Genomic DNA, 13,440 nt, shown 5'->3' with positions numbered 1-13,440 from the left:
CCGCGCTCAACATCCCGAGCGAGGCCGAATATGTCGCCGCCTACTGCCGGCGGATGGGGCGCGACAGCATCCCGGGCTGGGACTTCTACGTCGCGTTCCAGTTCTTCCGCCTCGCCGCGATCTTCCACGGCATCAAGGGCCGCGTCATCCGCGGAACCGCCGCCAACGCCCAGGCCCAGGAACGCGCACAAGCCTTCCCACGCCTCGCCAGACTCGCCGCAGACGCCATGGAGCGATGCAGGTGAAGCGCCCAAGCGCAGGCAACGCACGCCGTGATGCGCGGTTCGCAGGCTCTTCTGCTCACCATTCGCCGCGTTCCAGCAGCCGAAGCGTTGGAGATCGGGCTGGTCATGCGTGTCGCCGATGAAGAGGCGCTGGCCGATGAAGCCATGCTGGCGGCCCGCAAACTGGCCGCAGGGCAGGGCAATGCGTTCGGCCGGACGAAAGAACTGTTGCTATCGACACTGGGCAAAAGCCTTCGTCGAAAAGCGCGAAGCCAATTTCAAGGGAGCCTGAGATCATGACTGCGGCTTATATCGTCGAAGCGGTGCGGACAGCCGGTGGCAGGCGCAAGGGCGCGCTTTCGGGCGTGCACCCGGTTGATCTTGGCGCGACGGTGCTCGATGCGCTGGTCGCCCGTTCGGGTATCGATCCGGCACGGATCGAGGATGTCATCATGGGCTGCGTCACGCAAGCGGGCGAACAGTCGTTTGCGTTCGGTCGCAACTGCATCCTCGGATCTTCGCTGCCCGACAGTATCCCAGGCGTGACCATCGACCGTCAGTGCGGTTCGTCACAGCAGGCCGTCCAGTTCGCGGCGCAGGCGGTCGTGTCCGGCATGCAGGACGTGGTCATCGCCGCCGGGACGGAAAGCATGACCCGCGTGCCGATGTTTTCCAACACGACGCTGCACATGAAGGCCGGCATCGGCGAAGGGCCGTTCCCCGCCTCGATCCTGAACCGGTATGGCGTGGCGCAGTTCAGCCAGTTCACCGGCGCGCAGATGATCGCCGACAAATACGGCTTCAGCCGCGATGACATGGATCGTTTTGCGCTGGACAGCCACCGCAAGGCTGCCGCCGCGATCGAGGCCGGGGCCTTCCGCGATGAAATCGTGCCGGTGCAGACGGCGGATGGATTGTTCGCGCAGGACGAGGGCGTAAGGTTCGATGCGACGCTTGAGAAGATCGGTTCGCTTGATCCCATCGTCGAGGGCGGGACCATCACCGCCGCCAATGCCAGCCAGATGACCGACGGGTCGTCGGGCGTCATCGTCGTGAACGAAAGGGCGTTGAAGGCGCTGAACCTGACGCCCATCGCGCGCATCCATCATGCATCGGTCAGCGCGGGCGATCCGGTCATCATGCTGGAAGAACCCATCGCGGCCACGCGCAAGGCGCTGGCGAAGGCGGGCATGACGCTGGCCGACATCGACCTTTACGAAGTGAACGAGGCGTTCGCGTCGGTTCCGATGGCCTGGCTCAAGGCGCTGGACGCCGATCCGGCAAAGCTTAACGTCAATGGCGGCGCGATCGCGCTGGGCCACCCGCTGGGGGCCAGCGGTACTAAGCTGATGACCACGATGATCCATGCGTTGAAGGCGCGGGGCGGTCGCTATGGCCTGCAGACGATGTGCGAAGGCGGCGGCATTTCCAATGTCACCATAGTGGAGGTGCTGTAATGGCGATCAGGACGAAGATCACCGAACTGCTTGGCATCGAACATCCTGTGGTGCAGGGCGGGATGATGTGGGTTGGCCGCGCCGAACTGGCCAGCGCGGTTTCCAACGCGGGCGGGCTCGGCATCCTGACCGCGCTGACGCAGCCGACGCCGGATGACCTGCGCCGCGAAATCGATCGTTGCCGGGCCATGACAGACAAGCCGTTCGGCGTGAACCTGACGATCCTGCCTTCGGTCAATCCGCCGCCCTATGCCGAATACCGCAAGGCCATCATCGAAAGCGGCATCACTATCGTCGAAACCGCGGGCGGCAAGCCGCAGGAACACGTCGACGATTTCAAGAGCCACGGCATTACCGTGCTGCACAAGTGCACGTCCGTGCGCCATGCCCTCTCCGCCGAACGGATGGGCGCGGACGTCATTTCCATCGACGGATTCGAGTGCGCCGGACATCCCGGCGAAGACGATGTTCCCGGCTTGGTCCTGATCCCCGCGGCGGCGGACAAGGTCACGGTGCCGATGCTGGCTTCGGGCGGGATCGGCGACGGGCGCGGGCTTGCCGCCGCGCTGGCGCTGGGCGCCGAAGGGATCAACATGGGCACGCGGTTCTGCGCCACGGTAGAGGCGCCGATCCACGACAACATCAAGCAGTTCCTCGTCGCCAATGACGAACGGGCGACGAATCTTATTTTCCGCAAGTTCCACAACACCGGTCGCGTCGCGAAGAACACCGTGTCGGACAAGGTGATCGAAATCTCCGCCGCGCCCGATGCCGAGTTCAAGGACATTCAACCGCTGGTTGCCGGCGCGAAGGGCCGCGTTGCGCTCGAAACCGGGGATCTTGACGCAGGGCTCGTCTGGGCGGGGCAGATTCAGGGCCTGATCCACGACGTTCCGACATGCACCGATCTTATCGCGCGCATCGTGGCGGACGCAGAGGCAATCATGCGCACACGCCTCGCCGGAATGCTGGTGAACTGAGCCGTGACCGCTGAAGAGCGCGGAGCGAGAAGACCCGACGGTCTGGCATCGCCATCACAATGGCAAGCCAGACGCGTCTGATCCCGGTTCTTCGCAGTGCGGATTGGTTTACTCGGCTGCTGACAAGGCAATATCTCGTTCATGTGAATGGGCTGCCTTGCCGCCGGTCTGGGCCGGATCGAAATTTTCCAGCGCGCCTGGCTCGATAAACTTGGTCCAGTTATCGAACCGCTCAAGACCTGCGAGATAACCTTCGTAGATCGCGTGTTCGATCCGGCGTGGGGCGACCGCATCCCCCGCCCGGTGTACATTGCCGAACGTCGCCTTCAGCTGGAAGTAGAGGTCGTCGTCGGGCAGGTTGCCGGTCGTCAGGATTACGTGGTCGACCTTTTCCAGCGTCGTCTGGCCGCCCGAATAGATGTTGAACAACGACACACTGTCCGCACCGATTGTCGAAGCCCAGCTGTTCGCAATGAATTGAAGCCCGCCTGAAAATACGCGCTGCAGCATGATCGGCAAGTCGAGCGTGGTGTTCATCCGGTTGAACAGGTTTTGCTGGCGGCTCACGATGCTCACCTTCTTGCCGCGTGAGATCAGCATTTCCGCCAACCCGGCCACGTAACGCGTGCCGTCGTCGTCAAGGATGACGATGTTGTTGCCGACGAGCGCTTCCGGGTCGTCAATCGCTGACCAGCCGTCGATCACGTGCGCCTGATCGACGCCCGGAAGCTTGTCCACTCTCGGGGCAACGATGTTGAAGCCGCTCTTGTCCGGCTTTGCCCCAGTGGTGACGATGATGCCGTCAGGCGCGAGACTGGCGATCAAATCGATCGTCGCCTCGGTGCCGAGGCGGATTTCCCCACCGTGTTTGTCGATCTGATAGACAAGATCGCGAACGATATGCGCAAACGACGGGCGCTTGGTCTTGAGAATTAGGTTTATCTGGCCACCAAGCTTTTCCGATTTTTCGAGCAGCGTCACCTTGTGCCCCCGCTTGAGCAGGGTTTCGGCGCTCTTCAGCCCGGCGGGTCCGCCACCGATGACGACCCAATGCCTGGGGGCATCGGTCCGGGTCACCGTGCGTTCGTTGAAGTATTCTTCGCGGCCTGTCGTCGGGTTGAGGATACATGTCATCGGCGAGCCTTCGAATAGCCGGCCGATGCAGCCCTGATTGCAGCGGATGCAATGGATGATGTCGTCTTCCTTGCCTTCGCGCAGTTTGTTGACGAGTTCTGGGTCGGCGATGTTGGGCCGCGTCATGGCAACCATGTCGCACACGCCGTCGGCCAATGCCTTTTCGGCGATCTTCGGATTGTCGACGCCGCCAACCAGGAAAATGGGAAGGCCGGGACATGCATTTTTCAACTTCTGGCAGCGTTCGATCAGCCAACCTGAGTCAATGTCTGCCGGCGGCATCATGTACTGCGGCACATGATATGTGCCCGCCGTAACGGTGACGTAATCGATCAGCCCATCGGCCTGCAGGATTTTGCCAACCTCGACCCATTCGTCGATCGGCAATCCCCCCGGCACCATTTCATCGAGCGGCATGCGTACGCCGACGATGTAATCCGGCCCAACGGTCTCGCGTACCCGCTGGATTACCATTCTGGGAAACCTCAGGCGGTTTTCGAGCGAGCCACCGAATTCGTCTGTCCGCTTGTTGAACATCGGCGAGATGAACTGTTCGAGCAGGTAGCTGTGCGCCAGATGCACCTCGACCCCGTCGAAACCAGCCTTCTGGGCGAAATCGGCGGAACGCGACCAGCCCACGCACAGCTCTTCCATGTCCTCGGGCTCGATCGCCTTGGCCATTTCGCACAGCGCGGGGGATTTCACGTTGGAAGCCGACCACAGGACGCGATAGTCATCCATCGCGGAGGTGGACCCGTTGACGCCGAAATGATTGAGCTGGGCGATGATCGCGCCACCGTTTGCGTGCACGGCGTCGGTCATGGCCCGATCGCGCTCGATCATCTCTTCGCGGTAACCATAGGAGAACCCGCGCATAAAGGTGTTCGAGGTTGGATGGATCAATCGGTTGCCGGTCGTAAGCAGCGCGACGCCGCCCTTGGCGCGCGCTTCGGCATAATACCGGTCACGGTTGTTAGTGATGCCTTCTTTCTTGTGAAATCCCTTTGCGTGCGCGGATTGCATGATGCGGTTGCGCAGCGTGATATTCTTCAGCTTGAATTCCGAAAAGACCGAAGGATAGCGTTTTTCACCCGGCTGGCTCGACATTGGCAAAGATCCCATATTCAGACATGACGCCCTGTGGGATGTCGCGCTTATGCGAGTTCGCGTCTTCCAGAATCGGGCGGGACTTTTCCAGGATTCGTCGGAGTATGGGCAGACGGCGTGACTTTGCGCCGGGTGCTCATCGTGGTTGTAAGGTGCGACTGGCTGGAAAAGCCGGAAAGGAGCGCGGCCTGCGCAATGCCGACGCCTAGCGCGATCAGGCGTTGCGCTTCGTCAAGGCGACGTTCCAGCAGATATTGATGCAACGGCATGCCCAGTTCGCATTTCGCCAGCTGCTTCAGGCAAGTTTCCGACAGCCCGAGCGCGGAGGCGACATCGCGGGCGCGCAGCTTTCCGGCAAGATTGGCATCGATGTACAAGCCCAGTCTCGAAGCTTGGCGGTGCTCCGCATCGTCGCCGATGGTCCCGACCGGATCGCTGTAACGGCGCACCAGCGTGGTTGCGATTTCGAGCATGGCCATTTCCCGTTCGAACCGGGATGATGTCGTCGAATCTGCCAGGAAAGCGTAACGTTCGAGCAGGCTTTTGAAACCGTCGTCGAACACGAACAAGCAATCGTCGCGGATCGCACAAGGCCGCCCGTGAATTTCGAGCGAAACCTGCTGCACAAGCTCCGGGTGCACGTAGAAATGGGTTCGGTCCGAAACATCGTCCGACCGCCAGGCTGCGTTCATTCCCGCAGGAAGGATCAGCAACGACCCCCGCTTGCTTGGCCGCTGCGCCAGGTTCGGCATGTCGACGCGGCGCACGTCTTCGCCCGAGTTCTGGAGGATGACGGTATGATGCGAATATCCCTTGGTGATGGCGTCGCGGCCAAGGGAAGAGCGCCAGCGGGCAACCGGGACGCTGACGCCGGCGTCGATCATCTTGCTTGAGACCAGATCGGCCGTGCGGAAGCGGGCGGTCGACAGGAACTGGTCGGGCGGACCGCGGAAAGCGGGCAGCTGATGCGATGATGAACCGACGATCACGTCATTGGCACTCCCTTTGGCCGTCGTTCTGCGATCCGCCGGCGCGCGCGGTGAAGTCGACCATCATCCAGCCTTTGCGGCAACAACCAAATCCAGATCCGCTGCCTCGATCACTTCGGCGTACTTCGCCTTGAGGTCGAAAAGGTTCGACGAATGGGTGTCGGGATGGCGATCGGCGCAGGCATCCTGCACCACGAACGGAATAAAGCCGTATTGCATGGCGTCGAGCACCGAGGCCCGCACGCAGCCAGACGTCGAATAGCCGCCGATCAGCAAGGTATCGACGCCACGCGCCTTCAGCTTTTGCGCCAGACCGGTTTCGAAAAATGCGGACGGATATTGCTTGGTGAGAACGATTTCGCCGGCTGCGGGCTTCAGTCCGGGCGGGAATGCTCCCAGCTCAGAGCCGCGATCGAAGACCTTGAGTACCGGGGCCTTGCGATAGAACACGCCGCCATTGGCCCCGCCGGGCTCATATTCGACGTTGGTGAAGATCACCGGGATGTTGTTTGCGCGGCAGATACTCACAAGCTGTTGTGCGACCGTGGCGGCTGCTTTTGCGGTTTCGCAATATAGCGGGCTTTCGGGTTGCAGGTAGGCTTCGACCATGTCGACCAGCAGCAGGGCCGGGTGCTGGCCCGGTTGCAACCGGCCAACGAACGGCCCGGCGTCGATCTCTGCCCGGCGGTTGCCGCTTGCCATAGTCAGATGACTCCCTTGGACGCCAGCTCGCTTCGGGCAGCATCGTCGAGGCCGAGGATGTCGCCATAGATCTCGGCGTTGTCCTTTCCGGGTTGTGCCGGTGCGGGGCGCCTGACGCTTGACGGCGTGCGAGAGAACTTGGGAAATGCGTTCTGCATCTTGAGCTTCCCGAACCGTTCCGTCTCGACCTCGATGATGGCTTCGCGCGCCTGGAAATGAGGATCCGCGATCATCTCCGGTGCGCGGTACACCTTGCCCGCGGGGATCGAATATTCGATCATGGCCTGCTCCACCTCGGCAACCGTGTGTTCGCTTGTCCATTCATTGATGATCCGGTCGAGTTCGATCTGGTTTTCGCCGCGCGCCAGGTGGGTGGCGTACCTTGCGTCCCGGGCGAGATCCGGCTGGTCCATCGCCTGCGCAAGGCGCACGAAGATCCCGTCCTTGTTGGCGCCGATCATGATGTGGCCATCCTTGCACCGATAGACGTTGGACGGCGCGATACCGGGAAGGATTGAACCGGCTCGTTCCCGGATGTACCCGTTGTGATCGTATTCCGGCACCAGCCCTTCCATCACTTGAAGGACGGATTCGTAAAGCGCGGTATCCACCACCTGTCCTTCGCCGGTCTTTTCGCGGTGGTGCAGCGCCGCAAGCACGCCCATGCAGCCGTAAGTGGCGCACAGGGTATCGCCGATGGAAATTCCCATGCGGGCAGGGGGCCGATCGGGGTCTCCGACAATGTATCGCCAGCCGCCCATCGCTTCTCCGATCCCGCCAAAGCCGGCGCGATCCGAATAGGGGCCATCCTGGCCGTAACCGGACATGCGCGCGATGATCAGCCCCGGGTTGTCCTTGTGCAGTTCTTCTGGCGAGAGCCCCCATTTTTCCAACGTACCCGGCTTGAAGTTCTCGACGAGCACATCGGCCGTCGCGATGATCTTGCGGGCAAGCGCCTGCCCTTCGGGGACGCGCAGATTGCAGGTGACCGAACGCTTGTTGCGCGCGATCACTTCCCACTGGACCTTGTCCTCGCCCTGACCCCACAACCGCATGGGATCGCCCGCGCCGGGCGGCTCCAGCTTGATCACGTCGGCGCCCATGTCGCCCAACAATTGGCCGCAAAACGGGCCGGCCAGAAGCTGACCCATCTCGACGACGCGGATGTCGCAAAGCGCCCCGCTCACTCCGCTGCCTCCCGGCCGTCTTCCCATGCATGCCATTCTGGTTGCCGTGGCGCTGGAAGACCTGTTTCAGCCTCGCAATTGGCGCGCAGCTGGTCGATTCCGGGGCCGTAGTCGAACAACGGCAACTCTCCGCGCTGGCTTTTTATTTGCGTACGGAGAACGTCCGTCGCCGACTTGTCGACGCTGCCGTCCTCGTCGACGACAACGCCATAGGCGCGGGCTCCCTCGACGGTGACGAGGCCCTGACGGATCTCCAGCCCCACGAGCTTGGGATCGCGTTCAAGCGGGTCGCCCCACCCGCCGCCGCCCCAGGTGATGAAATGGAGCAGGTCACCCTTCTTGACCGGCACGTCCTCGACCTTGTTGCCGACGATCTCGGTGGTCCCGTCCGCGCGCTCGAGCACTTTTTTCGCACGCATGCCCGGATGACCGCCATTGACGCCCCACGGCGGAACGAACCAGCGATCGTCATGGATTGCGACGTCGCCGTCGGCAAGGAAGCAGTAAGTCATGTGGATGCCATTGCCGCCGCGGTGAAGTCCGGCGCCGCCGCTGTCGGGTTCGGTCGAATAACGCTCGATGCGAAGAGGGAAATAACGCTCGAGGAATTCGTTCGGGACGTTCGTGAACCCGGGCCAGAGCGAGTGCCCGTCCGGACCGTCGCCCATCGGGCGCCCGGGAATTCCGCCGAAACCGATCTGGAACAGCTGGAACCACTCGCGCTCTTTGCCATTGCGCTTGTCCCAGCCCGAATAGAACAGATGCGGCGATGACGAGAACCCGGCTGCGTTCAGGAATTCGGGAGTCTTCTGGCCCAACAGTCCACCCAGAATGTCGAAAATCCTGCCCAGTGCATGGGTGCGGCCCGAAAGCGCGGCGGGGAATTTCGGCTTGAGCAGCGAACCTTCGGGAATGCGCACTTCGATCAGATCGTAGAACCCGTCATTCAACAGGACCTGCGGGTCGAATACCATGATCATGTAGATGCCGAAGAACATCTTGAACATGTTTTCGTTCAGCAGGAAGTTGATCGACGCAGCGCTTTGCGGGTCTGTCCCGTCAAAATCGAGAACGACCTTTTCGCCTTCGCGCCACATCGTGCACTTGATCTTGTAAGGGCCAAAGCCCTTCCCGTCGTCGCACAGGTAATCTTCGAAGCTGACCGGTTTTTCGCCGATCGCCTGCGACAGCAAGGCCTTCATCGCGCGGTGGTTGCGTGCCAGCAGTTCTTGCGTTGCAGAAACGTATACATCGTCGCCGAACCGCTCTGCCATTTCGATCACGCGTTTCGACGCGACGCGGCATGAAGCGATGAGTGCGTTGAGGTCCGCCTGACACCAGTCGGGCTTGCGCGTCTGGTGCATGACGAGCCGCATCAGGTCTTCGTTGTAAACGCCCTTTTTCCAGATCTTCACGGGCGGGATTCGGACGCCTTCTTCGAAGATCGAGCTGGCGCCGATCGGCATCGAGCCGGGCACCGAGCCGCCGATGTCGGACTGATGGCCGAACATGGCGGTATAGGCCATGAGCCGCCCGTCCTTGAACACCGGCAGCAGCACCAGCCAGTCATTCGAGTGGCTGACTGCGCCTTCGCAGGAATAGGGATCGGACAGGAAGATCATGTCGCCATCTTCCAGCGTGTTGTCATAACCCTTGAGAAAGCCGTCGATGAAGCTGCCGAACTGGCCGACGATCATCTTGCCGGCAGGGTCCGCAATCAGCGGGAAGGCGTCGCCCTGCTCGCGAATGCCCGGCGACATCGCCGTGCGCACCAGCGTTGCGTCCATCTCGATCCGCGCATTCCTCAGCGCGTTTTCGATGATGTCGAGCGTAACGGGATCGATCGCGACCTTTGCGAAGGGCGTGTCGTTGGTCTCTATGATTTGAGCCGGCATCCGATCAGCCCTCCTTGTCCGGATTGATGAGAATATTGCCCACCTTGTCGATGGTGGCGGTGCAGCCGCTTTCAACCAGCGTGGTCGAATCCATCTCGGTGATGACGGCTGGCCCTTGGATCACGTCGCCCTGGCGAAGCCTGCTGCGGTCGTAGATCACAGCGTCCTGCTCGCGTCCGTTCATCCACAAGGTGTGGTCGCGGATCTTTGCAGCAGAAGGATCGCCGTCACCCTTTGCAAGCTCTGCCGCCGGCAGCGCTGGGGGCTGTCCCAATGCCACCGCACGCAAGTTCACGATCTCGTGCGGGGTGTCCATGTTGAAAGTGAACAGCCGCAAGTGTTCGTCGTCAAAGCGTTTCAGCACCCCTTCGATGCCATCCGTATCGAGCACCGACTTGTCTATCGTCAGCGGCACTTCGAACGCTTGTCCGGCATAGCGCACATCGACTTCGAACTGGGTCAGGATCTGGTCTTCCGGCACACCATCGGCCAGCAGTTCGCCGCGCGTCTGGATGGCCATCTCGTCGAGGACCTTCTGCAGCTCGCCGACATTCGTGTCCTTGGCCAGTTTCGAAAAGCTTCTAGCGGTTTCGGTCCGCATGCGCGTCGTCGCATCGCCTAGCGCGCACAGCACGCCCGGCGAAACGGGCGAAATGGCGGGCCAGCTCCCCATCAGTCTCGCGACGGCGTTGACATGAAGCGGGCCGGCACCGCCAAACCCCATCAATGCGAAATCGCGCGGGTCGTAACCTTGCTGCACGCTGATCATGCGCAGGGCGCCGAACATGTTTTCGTTGACGATGTCGATGATGCCGCGCGCCGCCTCCATCAACGACACGCCCAAGGCATCGGCCACTTTCTGGACCGCTTTCTTGGCGCTTTCGCGATCGAGCCGGAACGATCCGCCGAGCAGGTCTTCGGGCAAATAGCCGAGCACGACATTCGCATCGGTCACGGTTGGCTGCACCCCGCCCTTGCCATAGGCCACGGGTCCGGGCATCGCGCCCGCACTTTCGGGGCCGACGCGCAGCGCCTTGGTCAGTTCAGGCACATGCGCGATGGAACCTCCGCCTGCGCCGACCGTCTTCACGTCCAGAGCGGAAACGCGCACGGACAAATGGCCCACTTCGGTCGTCCGAACGCGCCGCGCCTCGTACCCTTCGATCAGCGCGACATCGGTGGACGTGCCGCCGACGTCCAGCGTCAGGATGTTTTCGAAGCCCGCGTTCTTTGCCACCCACAAAGCGCCGGTCACCCCGCCGGCAGGTCCGGACATCAGGATATTGACCGGGTGTTCCTCGGCCTTCTGGCTGCTCATCAGGCCGCCATCCGATCGCAAGAGCGAGAGCCGACCATGCATTCCTTCATGCTCCAGCTTGGCGCGCAAGTTGGAGAGATACTTGCTCACCACCGGTCGCACCGCGGCATTCGCAACGGTCGACAGCGTCCGCTCGTACTCCTGCATTTCGGGCAGGACTTCGTGGCTGAGCGATACCGGCACACCGGGCAATTCTTCGGCGGCGATTTCGCCGATGCGCTTTTCATGGGCACCGTTGACGTAGGCGTTGATCAGGCTGACGGTCAGCGCCTCGACACCATTTGCCCTCAATTTCGCGAGCGCGGCGCGCACGGCGCTTTCTTCCAGCGGACGGACTTCTTCGCCGTCAGCACCCATCCGGCCCGGCACTTCGACCGTGTCCTCTAGATGGGCGAGCGGCTGCGGTTTCGGCCACACGATCCAGGCGGCGAGCCCGCCCGGAACGTAGCTGCGCGCGATCTGCATGATGTCGCGATAGCCTTCGGTGGTCACGAGACCGACCTTGGCGCCTTTCCCCTCCAGCACGGCATTGGTCGCAACGGTGGTGCCGTGCAGGAAATAGGCGATCTCTTCACCCGAAATGCCCGCTTGATCGGTGATCGCCTTGACGCCGTTGAGAATGCCTTCGGAACTGTCGAGGGGCGTGGAGGGTGTCTTGTGCCGCCAAAAATTTCCTGTGTCTTCGTCGAAAAGAAGGAGGTCGGTAAACGTGCCTCCGACATCGACGCCCAGCCTGTAAGTCATATGCTCTCCTTGGCAGTTTGGTCAGGCCGCGCGGGCGACCATGGATGGCAATTCCCTTCCCAGCACCTCGGCGAAGCGATGGTTGGCCGCGATTGCGGCATCGAGGTCGATACCCGTGGCGACACCTGAACCTTCCATCATGTAGATGAGGTCTTCGGTGGCGATGTTTCCGGTCGCCTTGGGGGCGAAGGGGCAGCCCCCAAGTCCGCCCAGGCTGGCGTCGAAGATGCGTACGCCGGACTGATAGGCGGCCCAGGCATTGGCGATGCCGGTGCCGCGCGTGTTGTGGAAATGGCAGCGCATGGGGATGCGGCCATCGAGCAATTTGCCCAGCCGTTCGAACAAGGACCCGACCTGCGCAGGGGTGCCGACGCCGATAGTATCGGCCAGCGCAATTTCCTCAGGGCCTTCAGCCGCCAACTCCTCGGCGATGCGAAGGACCGTAGCTGGCTCTACCGCGCCTTCGAACGGGCAACCGAATGCGGCGCTGATCGTGACCTGCGCGCGCATCCCTTCGGCCTTTGCAAAGCGCAGCATGGCACGGTTCTCGGCGATCCCCTCGGCGATGGTCTGGCCTTGGTTCTTTTGGCCAAACGTGTCGCTGGCGACAATTACGCAGCCGACCTGATCGATTCCCCGACGGCCGTTTTCGCGGGTGGCGAGCGCGCGCATCACGCCACGCTTGTTGAGGACGAGGCCAATATAGGTTGCATCGGCGCGATCGGGCAGGGCGGCAATGACCGCTTCGGCATCGGCCATCTGGGGCACGCGTTGCGGGTGGACGAAACTCGCCACCTCCAGTCGCCGCGCTCCATACCCTAGCATGTCGCCGATAAGCGCAAGCTTGTCCACGGTCGCGACGATGTCGGGCTCGTTCTGCAGACCGTCTCTTGGCCCGACTTCGACGAGTTCGATCGGTTCTGGTTTAAATGTATACATTTCTCTCAAGCTGCCTTCCGATCAACTGACGACATCCCGCGGTGGGCGTCGGCATAGGCATGGAAGGCGCGCCGGATGTGGCCAGCCATCACGGATTCGGCCCAAGGCCTGTCGCGGCGGGCAAAAGCAGCCAGCAAATCCTCATGCTCGCTGTACGATCGATGCAAGGCTTCGGCCCCGTAATGTTGCGCCGTTCGCCGTACCAGCGGCTGCTCGATCAGCGTGCCGAGCAGCGCGGTCAGGCGGCGCGAATCCGCGACCGCGAGGATGATTGCGTGGAATTCCCTGTTGTGATCCAGAAATGCCGAAATATCTGGAACTTTGCGGCTTATAGCATCATAAATAGCTGAATTACATGCTTTTAATTTGACAAGTGTTTTGTCGTCCATGCGCTCTGCCGCTCGTCCAGCGGCATAGCTTTCGACCATTGCGCGCAGTTCAAAAGCATCTGCGACATCGCTCAGCGACCAGTCGGCCACGAAACTGCGCTGCGATTCATTCCTGCGCACCAGAAGTTCGGCTTCCAGCCGTCGCAGAGCGTCGCGGACAGGGGTGCGCGACACGCCGCAACTCTCGGCGAGCGCCTCTTCGCTAAGCCGCTCTCCCGCGGCGAGTTCGCCGGACAGGATCATTGCCCGGATGCTCTCGTATGCCCGATCGGACGCTTTCTGCATTCTTTCCTCGCGTGGGCTTGACTCGTCATAACTGTACACAATACAAAACTCGAAGCGCAAGTGCATTGTAGTTTCCGGATTGAACCAGGG

General features: G+C 61.7%; 11 protein-coding genes and 1 pseudogene. 4 read left to right on the top strand and 8 right to left on the bottom strand.

The window, feature by feature from the left end; genetic code table 11:
• The 4 genes and pseudogenes from EKN06_RS11330 to EKN06_RS11315 form a co-directional block, all read left to right on the top strand.
• A pseudogene (locus EKN06_RS11330) lies at window positions 1–245 on the top strand (phosphotransferase family protein); the annotation flags it as partial.
• A 30-nt stretch (window positions 246–275) separates the two neighbouring features.
• The gene (locus EKN06_RS11325; RefSeq protein ID WP_240654845.1) at window positions 276–524 is read left to right on the top strand and encodes an enoyl-CoA hydratase-related protein; all 249 of its coding nucleotides are present in this window, start codon (window positions 276–278) and stop codon (window positions 522–524) included.
• Window positions 521–1,681 carry an acetyl-CoA C-acetyltransferase gene (locus EKN06_RS11320; protein WP_127613014.1) on the top strand — a complete coding sequence of 387 codons (1,161 nt, stop codon included), beginning with the start codon at window positions 521–523 and terminating at the stop codon, window positions 1,679–1,681. The genes EKN06_RS11325 and EKN06_RS11320 overlap by 4 nt, the downstream gene beginning before the upstream one ends.
• The gene (locus EKN06_RS11315) at window positions 1,681–2,661 is read left to right on the top strand and encodes an NAD(P)H-dependent flavin oxidoreductase (protein ID WP_127613013.1); all 981 of its coding nucleotides are present in this window, start codon (window positions 1,681–1,683) and stop codon (window positions 2,659–2,661) included. The genes EKN06_RS11320 and EKN06_RS11315 overlap by 1 nt, the downstream gene beginning before the upstream one ends.
• A gap of 108 nt (window positions 2,662–2,769) precedes the next feature.
• Here the strand turns inward: EKN06_RS11315 and EKN06_RS11310 are convergent, their stop codons facing one another.
• From EKN06_RS11310 to EKN06_RS11275, 8 genes are all read right to left on the bottom strand, one after another.
• Window positions 2,770–4,902 carry an oxidoreductase gene (locus tag EKN06_RS11310; RefSeq protein ID WP_164844047.1) on the bottom strand — a complete coding sequence of 711 codons (2,133 nt, stop codon included), beginning with the start codon at window positions 4,900–4,902 and terminating at the stop codon, window positions 2,770–2,772.
• Window positions 4,903–4,949: 47 nt separating this feature from the next.
• Window positions 4,950–5,891, bottom strand: coding sequence for a helix-turn-helix transcriptional regulator (locus tag EKN06_RS15970; protein ID WP_127613011.1), 942 nt, complete (start codon window positions 5,889–5,891; stop codon window positions 4,950–4,952).
• Window positions 5,892–5,954: 63 nt separating this feature from the next.
• Window positions 5,955–6,593 carry an isochorismatase family protein gene (locus EKN06_RS11300; protein WP_127613010.1) on the bottom strand — a complete coding sequence of 213 codons (639 nt, stop codon included), beginning with the start codon at window positions 6,591–6,593 and terminating at the stop codon, window positions 5,955–5,957.
• A gap of 2 nt (window positions 6,594–6,595) precedes the next feature.
• The gene (locus EKN06_RS11295; RefSeq protein WP_127613009.1) at window positions 6,596–7,807 is read right to left on the bottom strand and encodes a CaiB/BaiF CoA transferase family protein; all 1,212 of its coding nucleotides are present in this window, start codon (window positions 7,805–7,807) and stop codon (window positions 6,596–6,598) included.
• Window positions 7,777–9,675, bottom strand: a complete 1,899-nt coding sequence (locus EKN06_RS11290) for a hydantoinase B/oxoprolinase family protein (protein WP_127613008.1) — start codon at window positions 9,673–9,675, stop codon at window positions 7,777–7,779. Before EKN06_RS11290 ends, EKN06_RS11295 begins: the two co-directional genes overlap by 31 nt.
• A gap of 4 nt (window positions 9,676–9,679) precedes the next feature.
• Window positions 9,680–11,737, bottom strand: coding sequence for a hydantoinase/oxoprolinase family protein (locus tag EKN06_RS11285; protein ID WP_127613007.1), 2,058 nt, complete (start codon window positions 11,735–11,737; stop codon window positions 9,680–9,682).
• Between the two features lie 21 nt (window positions 11,738–11,758).
• Window positions 11,759–12,676, bottom strand: coding sequence for a hydroxymethylglutaryl-CoA lyase (locus tag EKN06_RS11280; protein WP_127613006.1), 918 nt, complete (start codon window positions 12,674–12,676; stop codon window positions 11,759–11,761).
• A gap of 5 nt (window positions 12,677–12,681) precedes the next feature.
• A complete protein-coding gene (locus EKN06_RS11275; RefSeq protein WP_338068096.1) occupies window positions 12,682–13,416 on the bottom strand; it encodes a GntR family transcriptional regulator in 735 nt (244 codons plus the stop codon).
• Window positions 13,417–13,440 lie beyond the last annotated feature (24 nt).

This window comes from Croceicoccus ponticola, assembly GCF_004004515.1.
Taxonomy (GTDB): domain Bacteria; phylum Pseudomonadota; class Alphaproteobacteria; order Sphingomonadales; family Sphingomonadaceae; genus Croceicoccus; species Croceicoccus ponticola.
The sequence above is the reverse complement of the archived record's forward strand: the minus strand, read 5'-3'. Positions and strand labels throughout refer to the sequence as shown.